At 40.8% G+C, this 22,166-nt stretch carries 16 protein-coding genes; 6 read left to right on the top strand and 10 right to left on the bottom strand.

Features of this window, described 5'->3' with window-relative positions; translation table 11 throughout:
• Positions 1-72: 72 nt before the first annotated feature.
• Both HY063_05845 and HY063_05840 read right to left on the bottom strand, forming a co-directional pair.
• Positions 73-2,184: a WG repeat-containing protein gene (locus tag HY063_05845; protein ID MBI3501300.1), complete on the bottom strand. Its 2,112-nt coding sequence runs from the start codon at positions 2,182-2,184 to the stop codon at positions 73-75.
• Positions 2,181-3,119, bottom strand: coding sequence for a hypothetical protein (locus HY063_05840; protein MBI3501299.1), 939 nt, complete (start codon positions 3,117-3,119; stop codon positions 2,181-2,183). Before HY063_05840 ends, HY063_05845 begins: the two co-directional genes overlap by 4 nt.
• Positions 3,120-3,155: 36 nt before the next feature.
• Between HY063_05840 and HY063_05835 the strand changes: the two genes are divergently transcribed.
• From HY063_05835 to HY063_05825, 3 genes are read left to right on the top strand one after another with little or no spacing between them, the layout of a single operon-like run.
• Positions 3,156-3,842: a ComF family protein gene (locus HY063_05835; GenBank protein ID MBI3501298.1), complete on the top strand. Its 687-nt coding sequence runs from the start codon at positions 3,156-3,158 to the stop codon at positions 3,840-3,842.
• Positions 3,843-3,858: 16 nt separating this feature from the next.
• The gene (locus tag HY063_05830) at positions 3,859-4,344 is read left to right on the top strand and encodes a GAF domain-containing protein (protein ID MBI3501297.1); all 486 of its coding nucleotides are present in this window, start codon (positions 3,859-3,861) and stop codon (positions 4,342-4,344) included.
• 2 nt (positions 4,345-4,346) lie between these two features.
• Positions 4,347-5,975 carry an Ig-like domain-containing protein gene (locus HY063_05825; protein ID MBI3501296.1) on the top strand — a complete coding sequence of 543 codons (1,629 nt, stop codon included), beginning with the start codon at positions 4,347-4,349 and terminating at the stop codon, positions 5,973-5,975.
• Positions 5,976-6,074: 99 nt separating this feature from the next.
• Here HY063_05825 and HY063_05820 read toward each other — a convergent pair whose 3' ends face one another.
• From HY063_05820 to HY063_05800, 5 genes are all read right to left on the bottom strand, one after another.
• On the bottom strand, positions 6,075-6,887 hold the full coding sequence (locus HY063_05820; protein MBI3501295.1) for an amidohydrolase: 813 nt from the start codon (positions 6,885-6,887) through the stop codon (positions 6,075-6,077).
• Entirely contained in the window at positions 6,875-8,029 is a 1,155-nt protein-coding gene (locus tag HY063_05815; protein ID MBI3501294.1) for a methionine aminotransferase, read from the bottom strand. The genes HY063_05820 and HY063_05815 overlap by 13 nt, the downstream gene beginning before the upstream one ends.
• Positions 8,030-8,069: 40 nt before the next feature.
• Positions 8,070-10,703 carry a carboxypeptidase-like regulatory domain-containing protein gene (locus HY063_05810; GenBank protein MBI3501293.1) on the bottom strand — a complete coding sequence of 878 codons (2,634 nt, stop codon included), beginning with the start codon at positions 10,701-10,703 and terminating at the stop codon, positions 8,070-8,072.
• A 92-nt stretch (positions 10,704-10,795) separates the two neighbouring features.
• Positions 10,796-14,434, bottom strand: a complete 3,639-nt coding sequence (locus HY063_05805; protein MBI3501292.1) for a hypothetical protein — start codon at positions 14,432-14,434, stop codon at positions 10,796-10,798.
• 17 nt (positions 14,435-14,451) lie between these two features.
• Positions 14,452-15,336 carry an ABC transporter ATP-binding protein gene (locus tag HY063_05800; protein ID MBI3501291.1) on the bottom strand — a complete coding sequence of 295 codons (885 nt, stop codon included), beginning with the start codon at positions 15,334-15,336 and terminating at the stop codon, positions 14,452-14,454.
• Between the two features lie 130 nt (positions 15,337-15,466).
• On the opposite strand from HY063_05800, the gene HY063_05795 reads away from it, so the two are divergent.
• The 3 genes from HY063_05795 to HY063_05785 are packed head-to-tail and all read left to right on the top strand — an operon-like array spanning position 15,467 to position 18,665.
• On the top strand, positions 15,467-18,061 hold the full coding sequence (locus HY063_05795) for a lamin tail domain-containing protein (protein MBI3501290.1): 2,595 nt from the start codon (positions 15,467-15,469) through the stop codon (positions 18,059-18,061).
• A gap of 14 nt (positions 18,062-18,075) precedes the next feature.
• Entirely contained in the window at positions 18,076-18,333 is a 258-nt protein-coding gene (locus HY063_05790) for a hypothetical protein (protein MBI3501289.1), read from the top strand.
• Positions 18,334-18,341: 8 nt separating this feature from the next.
• Entirely contained in the window at positions 18,342-18,665 is a 324-nt protein-coding gene (locus HY063_05785; GenBank protein ID MBI3501288.1) for a DUF962 domain-containing protein, read from the top strand.
• Here the strand turns inward: HY063_05785 and HY063_05780 are convergent.
• From HY063_05780 to HY063_05770, 3 genes are read right to left on the bottom strand one after another with little or no spacing between them, the layout of a single operon-like run.
• Positions 18,662-19,261 carry a prealbumin-like fold domain-containing protein gene (locus HY063_05780; protein MBI3501287.1) on the bottom strand — a complete coding sequence of 200 codons (600 nt, stop codon included), beginning with the start codon at positions 19,259-19,261 and terminating at the stop codon, positions 18,662-18,664. The two genes, HY063_05785 and HY063_05780, sit on opposite strands and share 4 nt — an antisense overlap.
• 50 nt (positions 19,262-19,311) lie before the next feature.
• Positions 19,312-20,628 (bottom strand): gliding motility-associated C-terminal domain-containing protein, encoded by a 1,317-nt coding sequence (locus HY063_05775; GenBank protein MBI3501286.1) that lies wholly within the window; start codon positions 20,626-20,628, stop codon positions 19,312-19,314.
• The gene (locus HY063_05770; protein MBI3501285.1) at positions 20,625-21,968 is read right to left on the bottom strand and encodes a collagen-like protein; all 1,344 of its coding nucleotides are present in this window, start codon (positions 21,966-21,968) and stop codon (positions 20,625-20,627) included. The genes HY063_05775 and HY063_05770 overlap by 4 nt, the downstream gene beginning before the upstream one ends.
• Between the last annotated feature and the right edge of the window lie 198 nt (positions 21,969-22,166).

Below are 22,166 nucleotides of genomic sequence, written 5' to 3'. Positions count from 1 at the left end.
TGAAGGGAATGTCGCGAATAAAACTTTCGCATCATTCGCATACATTCGTGTTTTTAGCATTATGTTATCTTTTTAGAATCCTGTTTCCGTCCAGATTTGTTTCTGAAGCGAAAGATTAAAGTAAGCCGTCTTATTATTTTTTTCCAGTTTCAGAATTCCGCTATGAACTTCAGTGATTTCATCCATCTCGAAAGGAATAATAATTTTCCCCGATGAATCAAGCGCACCTTTTTTCCCCGCTAACGTTGCAATAGAAATTCCATTTTTGAAATCGGTGGCTTCATCGTACGTTGCAGGAATAATAAATTCTCCTTTCTGATTGATGAATCCCTTTTTCTTTTTCTGTTCCACTCTCGCCAGGTCACCGGAAAAATCCCAGGCATAATCAAACTGAAAATTTATTTTTTGTTTTTTGTCGCGCGAAATATAACTCCATTTTCCTGCGCGCTTCACCGCGCAAAGTTCCTCTGAAAAATTCCGGATGTCATCGTATTCTAAAGGAAGATAACTGTTTCCGGATTTATTAATGAGCCCTCGTTTTTTATTCTGCTCCACCTTTGCCAAACCGTTTTGAAATCCTTTCACCTCAGAAATTTCAGGAGAGTAATCAAACTTTATGGGAATGACGCTGTTTCCTTTTTCATCCGCGAAGCCAAACTTTTTATTTTTCACCACCAGCACAAGCCCTTCGGAAAAATCATCAATGCGGTCATACTCGCATTGCAAAATGGATTTTCCGCTCGTGTCAATCATTCCGAATTTATCTGCAAGTTTCACGCGCGCTGTTCCGTTCGGTTTAAAACTCTCCGCCCAATTATAAACGGCAGGAATAATTATTTCTCCTTTGCGGTTGATGAAACCATACTGACCGTTCTGAACAATGTACGCTCTGCCGGAAGAAAAATCTCCCGCCTTCTCAAATTTTCCCCCTGTCAGAAGTTTTCCTTTCGAATCAAAATAGTTGTAAACGCCTTCTTTCAGCGCGAGCAAAATTTTTTCTTCACCTTCATTTCCGCTGATATCTTCAAACTCAAGGGGAAGAATTTGTTTTCCTGTTTTTGAAATGAGCCCGGACTTATTTTCTTTTTTCACCACCGCCATTCCATTATGAAATGAATTTGTTTCATCATAAGAAAGCGGAATAAAAATATTTCCCGCCTTGTTGATGTAGCCCGATTTTTCATTGCGCGTTACAGCCGCAGCGCCTTCCGAAAATTCATCCGCCCAATCATACGTTGGCGGAATCTGCATGTTGCCGAGCGAATCAATGAATCCCCATTTTCCATCCTGAACAACCGGCAGTAAATTCATTTTCGCGCGGAGCAAATCTGCTTTCACTTTTTCTTTATCGGGGAAATCCGGATTATCAAAAAGGAAATTCTGAAATGCCTTCGGAGTAAAATCCAACGTGGAGAGGGAATAAATTTTTTCCCAGGAAATTTTCACATTGTGGTTGTCGGGAAATTTTTTTATGAACGTGCGATATTCTTCAATGCTTTCGCCTCGAGTCGAATAGGTAAACACGCTGTCTTGCGCCTGCAAACGGTACGGGCTCTTCGGAAATTTTTTTATGAACTCTTCATAGGTTTCCATGTTGTTGGGCTTCGTCATGGAATTGAATAGTGTGAAATCATAGAGCCATTTCGCATCTTTGATTTCTTCCGCATCAGGATAGGTGGAAATAAAATCTTTATATGCCTGCGCAGTGTTTGCCTTCTTGGCATTTTCAAAAGCAACTTTGTTTCGAAGCGCAGTTGCTTGCTTCTTTAATTCATCGTGTGAAAAATTTTTGATAAACCAATTATATGTTTCTACCAAATTTTCTGTTTTTGCTTTTTCAAACGCGCGCTGAATAATTTTTTCTTTTTGCTCTTCGATTGCTTTCTGATTAATGCTGAGCTTGGAAAGATTTTCCTTCTCTTTCGGAGAATCTGTTTTAAATTTTTTTTCTGAAATCAGAATATATTTATACGCGGAATCAATATTGTAAAACGGATTATCGTTGCGGTAAAAAATTATGCTCAGCCCATACGAAGCGCCTGAAAGATGATGTCGCAATGAACTCGTAAAAAGTTTTTTCGCTTCGAAGTAATTGTAAATCTTCAGCGCCTCAAAACCTTTTTCGAGCGGGCTGGTAAAGAGAGAGGACGAAGTTAAAAGGAAAAGAAAAAAATTCTTTCTCATTCCAGTTCAAGTGTTGTACTTCCGATGGTGTTGCCATCCGCGTTTACTTCGACAATATATTTTCCATTAATGAATTTATCTCCTTGCTTCGCGTGCGCATACATGATGACTTCGGTGTTTTCATTTTCATAGTTCACGTTTTTTTTCGTTGCCCAATAGCCCTTCGATTTTCCGAAAGAAAAAATATGCGTTGAATCATCCGACTGCGTGAGTTCTTTTCCATCGGGCGTAACAATGCGCGCATAAACTATGTGCTCGCCTTTTTTCGCTACAGGATTTTCTGCCAGCGTAAGTTTTATTTTTATTTTGTCGGTGCGTTTTGCTTTTTTAGTTTCCACTTCTTTTTTTCCTCCTTTCTTTTCCGTGATTCCTTCTACAGTCAAATCCACCGCTTTTAACATGCTCGCAATGTTCACCGTGTTCTGCAAATCATCTTTTTCTTTTGTAAGTTGAGTGGTTTTTTCTTTTTCCGTTTTCAATTCTTTCTTCACCGTTTCGCGTTCGGCAATCACATTATTATTTAATGTATGCAGCGAATCAATCTCGTGCACAAAATGCTGCATGATGTCGCGGAGCGTTTGCGTTTCGCGTTTCAGTTTCGCTATGATGTACGCATCGTCTTTATGCTTCGCGGCAATTTTTTGAAGTTCCTCAATTTCTTTTTTCTTCTCTTCAATATTTGCCTGCATGGTCTTGTTGTCCACTTTCAGATTTTCATATTCGGCTTTCAGCGCGATGAGTTCCTGTTTCACAATCTCCGCATCTTTCTCCACATTTTCTTTTTCCACAGTGATGATTTGCAATCTTCCCTTATCCTTCCACCATAACCAGCCGAACGCTCCGTTCGAGCAGAGCAAAAACAAAAGCAGAATGAGATAAAGCCATTCGCTTTTCTTTTTTTCTTTTCGCTCAGGTGAATTTTGTGATTCGGACATTTATGTTAATCTTTGTAAAGCGAAGTTATTAAATTCATGTTAAACGATTTTCTCTCGCTGATTTTTCCGAAAGTGTGCGCGGCATGCGGAAAAAGTTTATTCAAGACGGAAGAAAGCATTTGCACGTATTGCCTCTATCATTTGCCGAAAACAAATTTTCATTTATATACCGACAATCCGGTGGTGAAACTTTTCTGGGGAAGAACAACTATTTATTCCGCGTCATCGCTTTATTCATTCAGCAAAGGAAGCAAAGTGCAGCATTTGATTCACCAGTTGAAATATCGCGGTAAAAAAGAAATCGGCAACACGCTCGGAAAATATTACGGCAAGGAATTAAAAATGGCTCCGATGTTTTCATCCGCGAATGTGGTCATTCCTGTCCCGCTTCATCCGAAGAAATTTAAAAAGCGCGGCTACAATCAAAGCGAAACGTTCGCGCAGGGAATTGCCGAATCCATGAGCGCGGAATCTTCCGGTGAAATTTTAATCCGGACTTACGCTTCTGAAACGCAGACAAAAAAATCCCGCTTTGCCCGATGGAAAAATGTAGAAGAAATTTTCAAAGTAATTTTCCCTGAAAAAATTCGCGGCAAGCATGTGCTGCTCGTGGACGATGTGGTGACAACCGGAGCAACACTCGAAGCATGCGCGAATAAAATTCTGGAAGTGCCCGACACAAAAGTGAGCATTGCAACAATCGCCACTACGATGGCGCACTAATCTTATCTTTGCCGCTATGTCAGAATCCATTCTTGTTTCAGGCGCAACTAAAAAAGAAAAATACGAATCGCTTCTTCCGCAAATCAAAGCGCTGGTGGAAAGTGAAAAAGATTTTATCGCGAATGTTTCAAACATCATGAGTGCGCTGAAATATGGAATGGATTTTTTCTGGGTGGGAATTTATTTCGCAAAACAAAATGAATTAGTGCTCGGCCCGTTTCAGGGTCCGGTGGCTTGCACGAGAATTTCATTCGGCAAAGGAGTTTGCGGAACTGCGTGGAAAGAAAAAAAAGCAATTATAGTTGATGACGTGGAAAAATTTCCCAACCACATTGCCTGCAGTGCAGATTCAAAATCGGAAATTGTAGTTCCTTGTTTCAACAACGGAGAGGTTTTTGCCATACTCGATGTTGATTCGAACAAGTTGAATGATTTTGATGAGACGGATAAAATATATCTGGAAGAAGTTTCTGAATTAATTTCCCGGTTAGTAAAAGTTTGAAGATGAAAAATTTTCCGAATATCATTTTCAAATTGTTTTATTGTTTTATTGTCTCATTGTTTTTTTTTAGTTGTGCGCAAATTGTAAATCCCTCCGGAGGTCCGAAAGACACCAGACCGCCCCGCGCAGTAAAATATATTCCTGACAGCGCTGCAAAAAATTTCTCCGCGAAAAATATTGCGATTGTTTTTAATGAGTACATCCAGGTTGGCGATTTGCAAAAGCAGTTACTCATTTCTCCTCCTATGAATATTCAGCCTGATGTGAAAGCAAAAGGCAAAATGCTTTTGATTGAAGTGAAAGATACGCTGAAGAAAAACACCACTTACACTTTTAATTTCGGAAATTCTATACGCGATTTCACAGAGGGAAATATGCTGGAAGATTTTCAATATGTTTTCTCCACCGGAAATTATATTGACTCGCTGAAACTTTCTGGCACAGTAAAAAATGCTTTCGATGGGAAAACGGATAAAGGAATTCTTGTGATGCTTTACGATTCTTACGATGATTCGGTGCCGTATAAAAAACTTCCGTCTTACTTTGGAAAAACAAATGCCGATGGTTCTTATAAAATAAATAACATTCGAGCGGGCACATACAAAGCATTCGCGCTGAAAGATATTAATTCGAATTATCTCTATGATTCTCCTGAAGAACTCATCGGATTTTCCGACACGCTGATAAAAATTTCCGGGAACACTTCATTGAATTTAATTTTGTTCAAGGAAGAGCCAGTAAAACAAAAACTGAAAAAAGCAACTTTCGCAGAGCGCGGGCATATTGTTTTTTCATTCTCGAAGCGCGCAGATTCCTTGCAATTAAAATTTCTTTCTAATGAGTCAAAAGAAAATGTTGTCTATGAATTCTCAAAAGAGAAAGATACGCTTCATTACTGGTTTGCCGGAGATATAAAAGATACTTTAAAAATAATTGTTTCGGAGAAGGGAAAAAATCTTGACACAGTTCGCTTGCGCCCGATTACACCTGAGATAACTAAAATCTCAGCCCGTGGAAATAAATGGATGTTGATTCCTTTTTTAAATGTGAGCAAAGACAAGCCATTCGACTATAAAAAAGATGTAATCATCAAGTTTAATCATCCGATTAAAGAGGCAAAACCGGATTTAATAAATCTTTCTGCAGGAGATAAAAAAATAAACTATACGAATGAAAAGTTTTCTGATGAAGTAAAAAGAAATTTCTTTTTCAGTTTTCCTCTGAATCAGGATTCTTCCTATAAATTATTCATTCCTCCCGCAACTTTTACGGATATTTTCGGGTTGAAGAACGACACCATAAAAATTAATTTCAAAACACAGGAAGAAAAATATTATGGCACATTGAAATTAACTTTGAAAATTAAAAATCAAACCAAATATATTTTACAACTGATGAACGAGAAAGGAGAAATAGTTGATTATGCAAATTCCGATAAAGAAGTTTTCATGTACACTTTTCTTCCCCCCGGCTCTTATAAAATTCGAATTATCTACGATAAAAACGGAGACGATAATTGGACAACCGGAAATTATTTGCAGAAACGAAAACCGGAAACCGTAATTTATTATTCCAATCCGATTACGATTCGTTCAAACTGGGATTTGGAATTGGAATGGAAAGCCGAGTGACATCACCGAAGTACGAACTTTTACGAATCTACGAAGTACGAATTGTTCGCAGTTCGTAAGTTCGCATTGTATTTTTTCGTACTTCGATGAAATTGTTGTTTAAAGCAGTTTGAATTTATCCGCGTCCATCCATGCAGGAAAATTTTTTCGCCAATCGTCTAAATCTTTTTTTGAAATTGTAATTGTCTCGATGGATTCTTCGTGCGCTGGAGTTTTGCTGATGATTTCTCCTTTGAAATTTATCACTGCAGAATCTCCTGAGTGATAAATATTATTTCCGTCATTACCTACCCGATTTATTCCGATAACATAAGATTGATTTTCCATAGCGCGCGCCATCAGCAAAGTTTTCCATGGGTGATTTCTGCGCTCAGGCCAATTCGCAACGAACAATAATAAATCATATTCGGCTGTCATTCCGAGCGAAGTCGAAGGGTCTTTTTTTATTTTATTCCGAATCCATACCGGGAAACGCAAATCATAACAAACCATCGGGCAAATTTTCCAGCCATTCAATTCCACAATTAATTTTTTTTTTCCTGCTGAATAATATTTTTCTTCTCCGGCATAGCGGAACAAATGCCGCTTGTCATACGTTTTGTATTTGCCGCTTGGAGGCATCCAGATTAAACGATTGTAATATTTTTTTTTCTCCTCGATAATTACACTTCCGGTTACAACGCAATTTTTTTCTTTTGCCATTTGCTTCATCCAGTTCAAAGTTTTTCCATTCATTTTTTCCGCAAGAAATTTATTATTCATAGTAAAACCCGTACTGAACATTTCCGGCAGAACAACCAAATCAGTTTCTTCTTTGATGGAAGAAATTTTTTCTGAAAACATTTTGAGGTTCGCCTCAATATTTTCCCAGTGAAGATTAGATTGTATGATTGTAATTTTTAAATCCTGCATAATTTCTCTGCGGCTTTTTTTAATGTTTCATCGGTCTTAGCAAAACAAAATCTCAAAAGTTTATTATCAATTGGCTTGTGATAAAAAACAGAAGTGGGAATGCTTGCCACTCCGTTTTCTTTTGTCATTCTCACAGCGAAGTCAGTATCTTTTTCATTTGTGATCGCGCTGTAATCGAGCAATTGAAAATAAGAGCCCGATGCGGGAACAAATTTAAAACGCGAGCCCTTCAACTGCTTCAGAAAAAAATCCCGTTTTGCCTGGTAAAATTCTGAGAGTTCATTGTAGTCATCGCAATCGCTGATGTATTCTGCCAGCGCGTGCTGAAACGGAGTGTTGGAAGTGAAAACAATAAACTGATGCACTCTTCGGAATTCCGTCATCAGATTTTCCGGAGCGAAACAATAACCCATTTTCCATCCGGTGGCGTGATACGTTTTCCCGAAAGAAAAAATCACGAAACTTCTTTCCGCGAGGCGCGGATATTTGCAAACGCTTTCGTGTTTCAGTCCGTCAAAAATTATATGCTCATATACTTCATCGCTGATGATGATAATGTTCGTGCCCTTCACAATTTTTTCCAGCTCTTTCATATCGTTCGCGCTCATCACCGAGCCCATTGGATTATGAGGAGTATTTATCATAATTACTTTTGTGCGCGGAGAAATAACTTTCTTCACATCGTTCCAGTCGATTTTATGATGCGGAGGTTTTAACTGAATATAAATTGGAATCCCTCCGTTGAGTTCAATCGCGGGAACATAACAATCGTATGCAGGCTCAATCACAATCACTTCATCGCCTTCGCGTATCACGGCTGTGAGCGCAGAATAAATTGCCTGTGTTCCTCCTGAAGTAATATTTATTTCTTTGTCAGGATGATATTTTGCTCCGTAAAGTTTTTCCATCTTCCCGCAAAGCACTTCGCGCAACTGCGGAACTCCCTGCATAGGCGCGTACTGATTTAATCCCTCTTTCATTTTTTGGTTAACAAGAGAAATTAATTTTGAATTCACATTAAAATTCGGAAACCCCTGCGAAAGATTAATTGCCTTGTGCTCATTTGCGAGCGCGCTCATCACAGTAAAAATTGTTGTGCCGACTTTGGGAAGTTTGGAAGAAATGGAATTCGGATATTTCATAAGAAAACAAATTTAATAATAGGAAACAATCGGACACATATTATCTGCTTAATTTTAATCCCACTCTTATTCCGGAGAAAATTTTTCTTTGGTCTGAAAATGCCATTACAAAATCTGCCCGCGCAAAATTAAATTTCTCAATTCCGAAAAAAACTTCGGTATAACCGGAAATTTTTTCTGTATGAAGAAAGTGAATACCGGCCAACTCATTCAACTTTAATTTTCTCAGCAATGGAAATTTATTTAAAATAAATCCCGAGAAATTATGTTCGTAATGCGCTTCAATGAAATAATTTTTCGTGCTGTAATAATAATAATCGAGCAATTGAAAACTTGTGAATGAAAAATTAGAATAAATAGTTTGATTTCCGAAAAAGTGATTGTAATCCATGAAAGAAATAGTTGCCGCGTTCAGAAATTTCCCTGCAGAAATAATATATTGTGATTTCCCAAAAAGTTTCATATCCACTTCATCGCTCACGCTGAGTTTTGCAAAATCATAATTCATATCCGAGCCGAAGAGATTTGGAATTGCTTTTCGGTACTTTATATATATAGTAGGATATTTCGAACCCGAAATCCATTTTTCATCGGGGCGCGTAATATATTTTTGTCCGAAACGGATGCGCACATTAATGCTGAACTCGAACAGTTGATTCTGTAAAAAAGAAAACGTGCTGTCATTTTTTGGATTAAGCGGGCCGTTCGATGTATAAGTTGTTTGTGATTTTTTTACAAAAGAAAAATTAGTTGCGTTCTTCAGCGGGGAGCGGTCGTCATATTCCAATGCTGTCTTAAGAAAAAATCCATTCACAATTTCTGAGCTGTGTGAAACTTCCAAAAACTTTTTTTCAAAAAGCTTTGCATAATTTCTTTCATCGAGCAAACTATAAAGTGAATTTATGAACGGTGAAATAGGCAGCGATTGATTTTCGCGGAAGGAAGCAGCATTCGGAGAAAAAAACTGAACAGTTTGCAATCCAGATTTCAAATCTGCCGAAGCAATTTTTTTCGGGTTGTAGTAGTAGCGCAATTCTCCTGCGCCATTCCAGCGTTGGTCAGAAAATCCGTAAGATGCAGAAAACTTTTTTACAAATCTTTTTTCCAATTTATATTTTCTTGCTATGCTTAATTCCATCGCGCCCACCCAGCCCTGCACGGTGTTGAACTGCACGTTTTCAATCAGCGGGGAAAATGAAACATCTCTTTTCTTATAGCGGTTGCTATGAGAATATCCAAAAAGCAAATCGGATGCATGAAATTTATTTGTCTTCTTATCCACCGAATCTAAAAATGGTTTTGATTCATGCACTACTTGGATGCTGTCTTTCTTTTTATAGTCAAAAACTTCTTCGGAAGTTAACGGTACCGGGCGGATTTCTTTCCAATACACAGAATCTTTTTTATTCGCATCGTCATTCACTTTCATTTCCTCCGCCCCGAAAACTTTTTTCTCAACATTTGCTTCTTTCTTTTTTTCTTTCGCTTCCTTTTTTGTAATTGCAGTAGCAGGTAGAAAATTTGTTTGTTGCGGCATCGGATTCTTCACCGAGAAATCTGTTTTCAAATTATATTTTGAATTCACGCTGACATAAACTCCATTTCCCTTGAAGCCGAGAATGGAAAAAGTAAAAGTGAGTTTATTTGAGAAAAGCATCCACACATCTTCCTGGGCAGAAGTTTTTACAGGAAGATAAACGTGATTGATTCGCAGCGTATCCACAAACTGAATGCCCGCATCTTTCACCAAATATAAATCGGTGCTGTGAATGCGCCATGTGTTTTCACATATATAAATGTATCCGCGAAAAACCGGGTCGTGTTCGCGTTTTGGCATAACTTGAATTTTATTTATCTCCTTTCCGTTTTCATAAAATGTCCCTGCAAGATGATATTTGTAGTAGAACATTGCGCCTTCCGCTATGGGAGAAACAAACCCGCGCTCGCTGATGACTTTCACATCCACAATGTTGTTGTAAAAATTCAGAAGCAAATCGGAAGTGCGGTTATAACTGAATGCTTTTGAATTTCCGCTCACTTTGGAAGAAATCATTTCCTCATGGATTTTATCCGGCTGTGCGAAATAAAATTTTGAAACAGATTCAGAGAGGTAAAAAATTCCCGTCTTCGAATCAATGTCGCCTTCCGCGTTCACATCAAAGCCCATAAATTTTTTCGGATAACTTGTCACGCGCTGCAATCCTTTTATATATACATCGCAGGAATAGGACTGCACCTGGTCGTGATAATATTTTCTCATCTTGATTGCCTTGCGCATGATTTCATAGGCAGGGTCTTCTGCATTTGCATTCACGGTTACTTCTGCGATTTCATACGGCTGCGGCTGCAGTTGAACATTCAGAATTATTTTTTGTTCCGCGCTTTCTACATTTACAGTTTCGGAATGAGTTTTATAGCCGATATATTTGAAAACAATTTCCTGTTTTCTCCGTAAGGAGTCCTTCGGACCGGCAAAAACTTCCAACGAGAAATTTCCATCCTTGTTTGAAGTGGCGCCTTGTGTTGTGCCGGCAAGATATACGCTCACATAGGGAAGGGGCTCATTATTCTCATCGGTAATTTTTCCGGAGATAGTAGCAGCAGCAGAAAACAAATAGCAAACAGAAAATAATAAGGAGACAAAGAAAATTCTTGATTCGTAATTTATCCGCATTCGTAATTCGTAGGAGTTGCACAAATGTAGGAGCGTATCGCATACGCGCCTTTCCTATTCTTTTTCGGGCGAATGCAATTCGCCCTTGCGCGCTACATTCCCATCATAGCAAACGCGCCCATCTTTTTTGTGTTGTCGTCCGGATGGCGGTCAATGAGTTTGTTATACGGGTCAATTCCGACTTCAGCCGGCAGCTCATCCACGGTGATTTCAAATTCCATCTCCGGCTTATTAATTTTTTTCTTCGCGAAGTATAATTCTTTGTCTATGGAATTTCCATTTTTATCTTTTGCCTTTGTAAAAATTCCAATGTCTATCCAGTCGTTCACAGGAATTTCGTTTTCATTTCCCAAACTATCAGCGACAAATTTTTTCGCTTCGATTTTAAATTTCACAATGTATTTTCCTTCTTTTGTTTTTTTATAATTCGCATCGAGCACGCGGTTTTCATAGAGCGTAATTTTCTCAAACATATCGCTTACAATATATTTCAGCGAATCGGGCACAGCATTGCGGATGTATTTTACAAACTCCAGCGAAGTGGTGTACGGATTATCGCGGAACGCGCACGCCTTCACATATTTTTTCAGCGCGGCATTCAGAGAATCTTCTCCTATGTAATCTTTCAGCGCATACATCACCACACTTCCTTTTTGATAATGAATGTATGCTTGTCCTTCCATCGTAACCATTGGCATTTCTTTTTTTCGTTCGTTCGCTCGACCTTTTAAATACCTATCCATTTCATATTTTAAAAACTTTTTCATCTTCTCTTTTCCGTATTCGTGCTCCATCACCATGAGCGCGGAATATTGCGCCATCGTTTCCACCATCAGCGCATCGCCCTGCGTATTCGCTCCGCAAACCTGGTGCCCCCACCACTGATGCGCCACTTCGTGCGCGGTAACATACAAAGGATAATTTATATTTTCCGGATCGTTTTCGTCAACTTGCGCTATGAATCCAATTCCCTCGGAATAAGGAATTGTATTCGGAAACGACTGCGCAAAAGTTGCGTAGCGCGGAAATTCCAGAATGCGCACCTGCTGATATTGATACGGAGAAAAATTTTTCGTGTAATAGTCGAGCGATTTTTTCACAGCGTAAATCATTCTGTCTACATTGTATTCGTGACCTTTGTTATAATAAATTTCGATATTCACATCATTCCATTTATCGCGCTTGACTTCATAGCGCGCAGAGAGAAAAGAAAAGAAATCAAAAATCTTTGTGTCCATCTTGTAATGAAAATATCTTCTGCCATTCTCGGTCCATTCTTTTTGCAAGTAGCCGGGAGAAATCGCAATCTGGTCGGACGAAGTGCTGATGGTGCATTCATAATTCACCCAGTCGGCATCGGGAGTAATTTCATTCACGCGCCAGTTGGTGGAATCGTACACGCTCGGAACTCTTTCTTTCGGTTTCAATCCATGCCGCCTGCGCGTATCGTCATCGCCAAGTTCGGCTTCGGAAGGATAACCAAAATGCGGCAGAGAAAAATTATTGAAGAAAGTTCCGTTGTAAACAATTTCGGTGCCGCCTCCGCTGTTTGAAAATCCTTTTGTGAGCATTGCAACATCCATCGTGAGCGTGGCGGAATCATTCGGCATTAAAGTTTTGCTAAGCCGAAAAATTCTGAACCCGCTTTCTTTATCTTCCAGAATTTGTTTTGCCCCGCAGGAAAATTCCATCTTGTTGATTTCTGTTTCAGGAACAAGAACTACAATCACGCTGTCAACCGGCTTTGAAGTTTTATTTTTTATTTGATAAGTTCCTTTTACAAATGCGTTTCTTTCATAGGGGAAAACATTCACGTTTAATTTTACGGCAGTAATTTTCGGCTGAGGAAGTTTTTCATACTTCTTATATTTTTTCTCGAACTCCGCCTGCTCGTTGCGCTTTTGACTTTCTGTTTTGTATTTATTCAGAATATTTGTGTTGTAGAAAATAAAACTTCCGCAGGCAAAAAATACAATCAGCGAAGCGAGAGTAACAAATTTTGCAGGCCGATTAAATTTTTGTTTTGCTAATTGCCAGCGCACACTGAATTTTGTTTCAGTTCCGCGAATCCAGAAAAGATTTGAAAGCATTGCCAAAATGAGCGCGAACGCAGCCCAGTAAATTTTAAAAATCACATAGGGAAAAACAAAATGCCCGTAGCCGTTCATATCGGAATAAGGCATCCCGATGTCGGAGCCGTACTGGTAAAGTTTATGCTCCATACCGAGCGGAGTTTGGAAAAGCGAGTAGAGAAAATAAACTATCATTATGAAGTGCCCGATGAATTTATGGTTGACGAGCGTTTGCACAAGCATCGCAAGCACGCAAATAAAAAGCCAGCCGATTAAATTTATTCCGAACAAACCTTTCATATATAAAATGATTTCGAAATTATAATAGCCCTTGAATGATTGTACAATAATTCCGCTGAACATCACTACAATTTCCAGAACAACCTGCACGAGCATCAACGCAAAAAGTTTTGACATAAACTGCAATCCGTTCGGAATCGGCATTGCGTCAACTATCTGATTTATTTTCACCGTGCGCTCCTTCCAGACCAATTCTCCCGCATAAAAAACAATTATGATGAGCATGAACAAATCAAAAGTTCCGCCCATGAAATCTAAAATCTGGTAGGTGACCGGATAAGTTGGCGTGTCGTAAAATTTTCCAACCTGCGTTCCGTTTACAAAAAGCAAAACCATTCCCGTGAAAACAATGGCAATGAAATAAATATTTTTTATGATACCAAAAAATTCCTGCTTAGTAAATGTCCAGAGCTGGCTCCTATATAAAGCAGGAGAAAAAATCTGGGAAACTTTCGGCAAAGACAATTTTACTTTTTGAACTTCCTCTTCTCCTTTCTCAATATATTCCAAAGAGCGTTTTATTTTTTTCTTTTTGTCGGAAGCGAGATGCGAGAATTTGAATTTCCAATATGCCCAAAACCAAATCAGCATTCCTATAGATAGCCAGATGATTCGGTTCACAAATAATAATCCCGTGAGCGGAACAAGCAAAGAATTTTTTTCTGCGGTGGTCCAGTATTTTGTAGTGTCGCGCAGCGCTCCTCCGCCAAGCGGGTCAATCAGTGCAGAAATAATTTTATTGTCGAGATCGCGCGTAAGCGTGCTTGAAACTCCATAAAGCACAAGAAAAACTACTGAACCGATATATACAGGAAGGATTTTCCTGGTGAGCGTGGAGAGCGTGAAAAAAATTGCGCCTGCAAAAATTGTATTCGGAATTATAAAAATCAGATACGGTTGTATGTACGCCATCAAATTAATCGCCCCGAATTTTTCGCGGTCGAGATACGGCATCAGGGATCCAATGAAAATTCCGAGTCCGATGGAGCAAAGAACTAAAATTGCAATTGCAATCGAGCCAAAAAATCTTCCTCCGAGATAACCGAATTTTGTAATTGGTTTTGTGTAAAACAATGCGTGCGTGTCGTGCTCAAAATCTCTGTAAGTGGGATTTCCCACAATCGCGCTCACGATGAGGATTCCATACAAACTTAATCCCTGAATTAATCCGTTAAGATTATAGGGAGAGTTTGCATTTACTTTTCCGCCCGCACCGGAAACCTGTATGATATCGGTAAGCAATCCGCCCATTACATTAATGGCGAGAAATGAAAGCGCGAAAAAAATTCCGAAGTAAATCCAGGTTGCCGGGCGCTTGAGCCGGTATTTTAATTCGAAGAGAAAAATTTCTGTGAACATTGGCGATGAAAAATATTTTATGTGGTTGCTGCTTCTTTATGTAAGGAAATATTGGAGAAGTAAACATCCTCCAGATTTGCTTCAACCTGTTTGAAAGAATCGGGCTGCGCGTCACTGTGCACATGAACAATGCTTTTGCCCGCATACATCCGCGAAGAAATCACATTGAACATTGTTTTATAATTCGGAAGTTCGGATTTTTCAATCATCTTCTCCCAGATTTTTCCCCGAAGTGATTCCATCAATTTGAGCGGCTCGCCCTTCACCAGCACTTCGCCTTTGTTAATAATTGCCATGTTCGCGCAGAGATCGGTTACGTCTTCCACAATATGCGTGGAAAGAATCACAATAATATTTTCCCCGATTTCGCTGAGAAGATTATGAAAACGGTTTCGCTCCGCGGGATCTAATCCAGCGGTGGGTTCATCTACAATAATAAGTTTCGGATTTCCCAACAGCGCCTGCGCAATTCCAAATCGCTGTTTCATTCCCCCGGAAAAAGTTCCGAGATTTTTTTTGCGTACATCCCAGAGATTTGTCTGCTGAAGAAGCGCATCAACTAATTCTTTTCTTTCTTTTTTATTTGCCACACCTTTTAGCACTGCAAAATGGCCGAGCAAACTTTCTGCAGAAACTTTCGGATACACGCCAAACTCCTGCGGAAGATAGCCGAGGACTTTCCGCACTTCGTGTTTTTCTTTCAGCACATCGAGTCCGTCAAGCGTGATTGAACCGGAATCTGCTTCCTGTAAAGTTGCAACCGTGCGCATGAGCGTAGATTTTCCCGCGCCATTCGGTCCGAGCAAACCAAACATGCCGCGCGGAATTGTGAGCGAAACATTTTTCAGCGCCTGAACACCATTCGAATAAGTTTTACTGAGATTGGTAATGATTAGTTCCATAGAGATAAATTTTTGAAATGAGACGAGCGAAGGTATGTTTTGTTACAGATTAAAATGATTCACTTAACACTTTTTAACTTTTACATGGGCAAGCGGGCAAATTATTATTTTTGCTCTCCTTTCGAAAGCAATGAAAAAATTTTTATTCTCAATATTGTTTCTGCCGGTGCTTGCCTCCGCACAATTCACCGATGATTTTTCGGATGGAGATTTTACGAACAATCCAATATGGAGCGGTGACACATCGCGGTGGGAAGTTCTGAATTTTCAACTTCATTCCATTGACAGCATTGCGAGCGATACTTTCTATTTGAGTACGCCTTCGGCTCTTGCAACAACTGCACAATGGGAGTTTTGGATAAACCTGGCGTTCAATACATCTTCTACAAATTATGTGAAAGTATTTTTGACTTCTGATATGGCGAACCTGAAAGGAAACAACAGCGGATATTTTGTAGAACTCGGAAACACTGCCGACAATCTTGTGCTTTATAAAAAAAACGGAGCCACTTCCACAGCGTTAATCACCGGAGCCGGAGGAGTGTTAAATCATTCCAATAATATTTTGAAAGTGAAAATTACAAGAGATGCTTCCAATCTCTGGACACTTTGGCGCGACACAACCGGAACAGGAAATTATTACAAGAGCGAAGGAACGGCAACGGACGCAACTTTTTTCACGAGTAGTTATTTTGGATTACTGGTGAAACAATCCACTTCCAGTTTTTTCGGCAAGCATTACTTTGATGATTTTTATGCGGGACCGATTATCGTGGACACAGTTCCTCCGGCTGTAACTTCTCTCAATGTAATTTCGCAAACTCAACTCGATGTTCAGTTCAGCGAAGGGGTGGATTCAACGCGCGCGAATAAAGTTTCAAATTATTTTGCGAGCAACGGATTGGGAAATCCCTCTTCGGCAAAACGTGATGCTTCCAATTTTTCTCTAGTGCATTTAACGTTCGCCACCAATTTTCAGAGCGGGCTATGGAACACGCTCACGACCGACAGCGTTCAGGATTTTTCGCTGAACACGATGGTGCAGTCGGTGGATTCTTTTCTTTATTATGTTCCGCAGAAATACGATGTGGTGATAAACGAAATCATGGCGCATCCGAGTTCGGTAACTTCGCTGCCGAATTATGAATACGCGGAATTATACAACCGCACGCCTTATCCGATTAATCTGAGCAACTGGACTTTTTCCGCAAGTTCGACCACAAAAACTTTTTCAAGCATTACTCTTCAGCCGAAAAGTTATTTGATTCTCTGTTTGACTTCTGCGGTGAGTTCTTTTCAGCCATACGGAAACACGCTCGGACTTTTTTCTTCTTCCACCACATTGACGGATGCCGGAACAACGCTTACGCTCAAAGACCAATCGGGAAATTTAATTCATACGGTTACCTACAGCGACACATGGTATCAGGATGCAAACAAGGGAAACGGAGGATGGTCGCTTGAACAAATTGACCCGAATAATTTTTGCGGAGGAAAAAATAACTGGCGCGCTTCGGTGAATCCAAGCGGGGGAACTCCTGGAAAAATAAACTCGATTAACGGCTTGAATCCCGATAATGCTGCGCCAAAACTTTTACGCGCGTATCCGGTTGCTGCAGATACGGTGCAATTATTTTTTGACGAGCCGATGGATAATACTTCACTCGCAAATCTTTCTGCCTATATAATTGATAACGGAATCGGAAATCCTAACTATGCAAATCCCGTTGCGCCCGATTATTCTTCGGTGATGATTGCGCTTGCTTCGCCAATTTCATCCGGAATAATTTATACTGTCACTGTAAATTCATCGGTGAAAGATTGTGCGGGAAATTCTATCGGCATAAAAAATTCAGCGCGGTTTGCGCTCGCGCAGCCGGCTTCGCGAAACGATATTGTGGTGAACGAAGTGATGTTCGACCCGCTTGATAACGGAGTGGAGTGGACAGAAATTTATAACCGCTCGGATAAGATTATTGACCTGAAAGAAATTTCTGTTTGCAACTTAAGTTCTTCGGGAAATTTTTCCAACATAAAACAAATTGCTCCCAGCGGATTTTTAATTTTTCCCGGAGATTATTTTGTGTTGAGCACCGACCAGAGTGCTATCAAGGCGCAATACAGCACTCCGAACCCCGAGGGATTTATTGATATGAGCTCATTCATTTCGCTCAGCAACGACAGCGCGTATGTGATTCTCATCAACGCTTCGCAAAATATTATTGACAGTTTGCATTATAGTTCGGGATGGGAATTGCCGCTGCTTTCAAGTTCAAAAGGAATTTCTCTCGAGCGGATTAATTACGATATGCCCACTCAGGATGCAACCAACTGGCATTCCGCTGCGGAAAGCGTGGGAGGAGCAACGCCCGCGTATAAAAATTCTCAGTACACAGCCGGAGAAACAGGAAATGAAATTACAATTTCCCCCGAAGTTTTTTCTCCCGACAATGACGGCTACAACGATGTGCTTACAATAAATTATTCATTTGACAATCCGGGACTGGTGGGCAATGTTCAGATTTTTGATTCGCGCGGGCGGCTGATAAAAAATTTAGTGCGCAATGAACTTCTTGCAGCAAGCGGAACTTTTTTCTGGGATGGAATCACCGATGAAAAAACAAAAGCGCGGATTGGAATTTATGTGATTTGGCTTGAAGTGTTCGATGATAAAGGCAATGTGAAAAAATATAAAAAGAGTTGCGTGGTGGCGGGAAAATTATAATACTTTTAGAACGTATGCCAAAAGGAGGAGTCAGAAAAATAATTATCAGCGGAATGAACCGCCAGCAACTTGTCAGTTTTATTAAGCGAAAAGATAAATTTTATTCCGAAGAAAAATTCCACCGGCATTCCGATAAGCAACTCCGCGAACTTGCCCACTGCATAGATGATAAAATTCAGGCGGAAAGAAAAAAGAGCAAAGAAACGCATTTAAAAATTCTTTCTTCCGGCAGGAAAAATATTTTTCTCACAGAGAACTTCATTAGTAAGTGAAAGAAAAAATTTCTGCCGAGCCGGAGCAAATATTCAAATCCCTTAAAGAATTTTATCCGTTCTATCTGACCGAACACAACGATTCAACTTCAAGAATCCTGCACTTCACCGGAACATTGTTTGTTTTTATTTTATTGGTCGCAGGAATTGTTTTACAGCAGTGGTGGCTGCTTGCTTTCATTCCTGTTGCAGGTTATGGTTTCGCATGGACGGGCCATGCTTTCTTTGAGAAGAACAAACCGGCTACATTCCAATATCCTTTCTATAGTTTGGCTTCCGATTTTATTATGTTCTGGGAATTGCTGACAGGGAAAATAAAATTCAGAAACTAAGGAGGCAGCGGGCCATCGTACTGCAGGCACGGAATATCGTTCTGCAAAAAGCAGCGGTGATGAAATTCAAAATTCAGCCCTTTGATGTTTGTGTTGGTTGTTGCGGCTGGAACTTCCAATAAATAATATGGCTTCGCCCACCAATCCTTGAAACACGCTTCATCCATTTTTACAAACTGCGAAGTATATTTTTTTGAATCGGGCGCAGCAACCTGCTCATCGAGAAGAATGGAATAAGTTCCCGCAGGAAGTTGAAACGAAAAATTTCCTGCCGAATCTGTTGTGAAGGATAAAATTATTTTATGCGAAGCCGTATTGGTTTCTCCTTTGATTACGTGAAACTTTTTTCCGCTGTATGGTTTTGATTGGGAAATCGCGTCCATCACTTCTTTGGTAGGGCGGGCGCCTCCGCAATACGGAAAGGTTTGCGTAACAGTTCCGGAGACAGCAACTTTTTTCTCCGGTGGTTTTATTTCCGATTGCGCTGCTTGTATTTTTGATTTATGTTTTCCGGAAGATTTCTTCTGCGCCAACGATTCCTGCATTCCGCAAAGCGAAAAAAGAAAACAAATTAAAAATAGTTTAGCAGGATTCATTTGTTGCAAGATGATAAACAAAAGTTATTCCACAAATACCCGATACCGATTTAGTGCATCAAAGAAATATTTCCTTTCCGTGAGCCCGCATCACCCGAATATAATTCATACGTCATAATGTAGGTAAACACGGCTGTGCCTTCCGTTTCGCCATGAAAAGTTCCGTCCCAGCTTTTTTTCACATCATCGGTTTCAAAAACTCTTTCACCCCAGCGGTTATAAATTTCGAAATGAACTTTTTTCAGGCAGGCGCTGATGGGTTTCCACGAATCATTTTCGCTGTCGCCATTCGGAGAAAAAGCATTGGGTACATAGAGAGGGCAGGGAAACTCGCGCGAGTAAAGCGTCCACGGAGAAAAAGTATTTATGCCGGTGATGGTAACCGTGTTGGCGGAAGGATTATCCGTTCCCGAAGGCGGCAGCCATTTTGTTCCATCCCATCGCCACGCGCGCAAACTATCTTCTAAAATATTATTCGTGCTTCCGTTCGAACCGTCCCATTCCAAATCGCGGTAAGTAAAAATCATATCGGCAGTGGGGTTCGATGAATAATTGTTCGCATCAATGAGCCAGAAGCGGTCGGCACATTTTTCCGAAACATCTTTTCCTTTTTGCGGGTCATCTAAATTTGCAACTCCCGTTGGCAGCGGGCGGTTGTTGGGATTATTTCCGGCAGCAGTGGGATAAGTTGCCACAGAAATATTTCCGTTCGCTGCATTTCCTGCCGAAGAAATGTTGAAATGAAACGGAATATATTCTGCCGAAAAAGTTCCGAAAGGAAATTCATAATTGCCTGCCGCGTTTCCGAGATTCCATTGAATGGTTCCATAGCCGTTTGCAGGCGGTGTTTCGGAAATGATGTAGCCGCTGCTGCGCGTAATGGCAGAAGAAGAAGGATTGGTAACAATTAGCGTATTTGAATTTAAATCAAATGGATTTCCATTCAGCGATAGAACTCCGGTGTTTCCTCCAACGATTGTATTTATGATCAGCGTTTTTGTTCCGCTTCCCGCGCAATCTAAATTATTGAAGGTGGTTGTTTGATTTCCTTTGATGAATTGATTTCCTCCGGAGAGAATCACTGTTCCGGCTGCGGGGTCTAAACATCCCGAAGGTTCAAAGTTCGACCAATCGCCTGTGAGAAAAATATTTCCGCTGTTGTGAATTTTACCGAGCGAATCTATTACATGACCGTCTACAAACGTGGTGCAGTTGGAAGAAACAGTTATGTCAATGCCGGTGTTAAGAAAAGTGATTTGTGCAAAACAGTTTCCGGTCTTCAGTTTCCAGTTTCCGGTTAGGGAAAAGAGAAATGAAATACAGAAAACCGTAAACTGAAGACCGTAAACTATAAACCTCTTTTTCATTGAGTGCGCCTCCAGAAAGTAACTGCTACATTAGTCGGGCGGGTTTCCGTTGCAATGTTTCCGCTGCTCATCAAACCTACAGAAAGAGTGAGCGTGTGCGTGTGTGGCGGAGTGGTATGAAAATGCAAACCATCCGGATTGATTACATGCGTATGGTCGAGGCAACTTTGGTTCTGCTGCCCCATGAAATTTCCTGCAGTCGGTCTTCCATCCCAGCCAACTCCGCAAGTAGAAGGATTATTTCCGGAGAAGTCCCCTGAATTTCCGGCATCGCTGCTTAAGTTATCGTCATAGGGAATCCAGGTTGAGCCGTTGAAGGAATTCACTCCCGTTGTGGAGCCGCCATGACTATGCGAGCCATCGGTGGAAGTGGTCATGCCCGGGTCAGCGCCTATGGAGCCGGAAGAAAAATGCGTGTGGTCTTCCGTTGCCCATTGCTGAACAACTCCGGTGAGCGGAGGCGCTGCAACATTTGATAATCCTCCTGTGGCGCGGAGGAATTCTCCGTTTGCAATGTCGGATGAAATCCAGATGGTGCAGGGATAAAGCGTGTTCGGGTCAGAGGCGCTAAACCATTGAAGATAGGTTGCGCCAATAGGAGGCGTATCGGCATTTTGCCAGCAGGTGCCATTGAAAACTTCGAGCACTCCCAGTGTTGTGTTGAAGCGAATGGAACCCGCGGGAGGAGCGGGCGGCTGCTGCGCAGTGGTTCCGGTGGGAATGGCAATGGCATCGGTGGTGTTGATGTGAAATGAAACCGCAGGCGTTGTTGTTTGCACACCGATTTTATTATTTGCATCCTGAAACATAACCGAGTTGCAAACTGCAGTGGGCGAAGTGAACAGGGTAATGAATCCTGCCATTGCATTTGCGCAATAACCTCCGGGACCTGTATTGCCTTGCGCGCCAGTTGCGCCAGTTGCTCCTGTAACCCCTGCAATTCCTGTTGCTCCATTCACTCCGGTTGCGCCTGTTGGTCCCGTTGGTCCGTTTGCTCCTGCCGCTCCTGTTGCGCCCGCAGCTCCCTGCGCGCCTGTTGCACCGGTAGGTCCTGAAAGTTGGCAGAGAGAAAGCCACCCCGCAGTGGAAGAAAAATAAAAAAGACAATTGAAGTTGGTATCATACACGAGCAATCCGTTTGCGGGAGAAGGAATGGCGGTGCGCTGCGCAGTGGTTAAGCGCGGAACGAGAAGCCCTTTATCATTTCCCGGAGGGCTTAAATCAAGAATGGCAGTGGAATTTGGCGTGAGCGTGCCGATGCCCACGTTATTGTTTTGTGAAAATAGTTTTCCCGCAAGCATGCAGGAAGAAAATAAAAAGAAGAGGTAGATTTTTTTCATCCGGAATTTTTTTTGATAAAGCAAAAGTAAGGAAATTATAAAACAAATACCCGCCTAAAAACACCAAACCCCGGTTACTATGCTTCTCCGGGGTCAGGTACAATCACGGTTCGAATTAACGGACAATGATGTTTTGATTTTCGCGGCTTGGTTATCCTCCATACACAATAGATGCTATGCTGCTGTCGAGCCCGATTT

The organism is Bacteroidota bacterium (assembly GCA_016195025.1).
Classification (GTDB): Bacteria; Bacteroidota; Bacteroidia; order Palsa-948; family Palsa-948; genus Palsa-948.
The sequence above is the reverse complement of the archived record's forward strand: the minus strand, read 5'-3'. Positions and strand labels throughout refer to the sequence as shown.

Excerpts from the sequence above, each read along its gene's own strand:
- HY063_05775 (MBI3501286.1), bottom strand. The coding sequence starts at position 20,628 with ATGAAAAAGAGGTTTATAGTTTACGGTCTTCAGTTTACGGTTTTCTGT.
- HY063_05800 (MBI3501291.1), bottom strand. The coding sequence starts at position 15,336 with ATGGAACTAATCATTACCAATCTCAGTAAAACTTATTCGAATGGTGTT.
- HY063_05845 (MBI3501300.1), bottom strand. The coding sequence starts at position 2,184 with ATGAGAAAGAATTTTTTTCTTTTCCTTTTAACTTCGTCCTCTCTCTTT.
- HY063_05780 (MBI3501287.1), bottom strand. The coding sequence starts at position 19,261 with ATGAATCCTGCTAAACTATTTTTAATTTGTTTTCTTTTTTCGCTTTGC.
- HY063_05825 (MBI3501296.1), top strand. The coding sequence starts at position 4,347 with ATGAAAAATTTTCCGAATATCATTTTCAAATTGTTTTATTGTTTTATT.
- HY063_05830 (MBI3501297.1), top strand. The coding sequence starts at position 3,859 with ATGTCAGAATCCATTCTTGTTTCAGGCGCAACTAAAAAAGAAAAATAC.
- HY063_05795 (MBI3501290.1), top strand. The coding sequence starts at position 15,467 with ATGAAAAAATTTTTATTCTCAATATTGTTTCTGCCGGTGCTTGCCTCC.
- HY063_05810 (MBI3501293.1), bottom strand. The coding sequence starts at position 10,703 with ATGCGGATAAATTACGAATCAAGAATTTTCTTTGTCTCCTTATTATTT.
- HY063_05805 (MBI3501292.1), bottom strand. The coding sequence starts at position 14,434 with ATGTTCACAGAAATTTTTCTCTTCGAATTAAAATACCGGCTCAAGCGC.
- HY063_05790 (MBI3501289.1), top strand. The coding sequence starts at position 18,076 with ATGCCAAAAGGAGGAGTCAGAAAAATAATTATCAGCGGAATGAACCGC.
- HY063_05770 (MBI3501285.1), bottom strand. The coding sequence starts at position 21,968 with ATGAAAAAAATCTACCTCTTCTTTTTATTTTCTTCCTGCATGCTTGCG.
- HY063_05820 (MBI3501295.1), bottom strand. The coding sequence starts at position 6,887 with ATGCAGGATTTAAAAATTACAATCATACAATCTAATCTTCACTGGGAA.
- HY063_05815 (MBI3501294.1), bottom strand. The coding sequence starts at position 8,029 with ATGAAATATCCGAATTCCATTTCTTCCAAACTTCCCAAAGTCGGCACA.
- HY063_05835 (MBI3501298.1), top strand. The coding sequence starts at position 3,156 with ATGTTAAACGATTTTCTCTCGCTGATTTTTCCGAAAGTGTGCGCGGCA.
- HY063_05840 (MBI3501299.1), bottom strand. The coding sequence starts at position 3,119 with ATGTCCGAATCACAAAATTCACCTGAGCGAAAAGAAAAAAAGAAAAGC.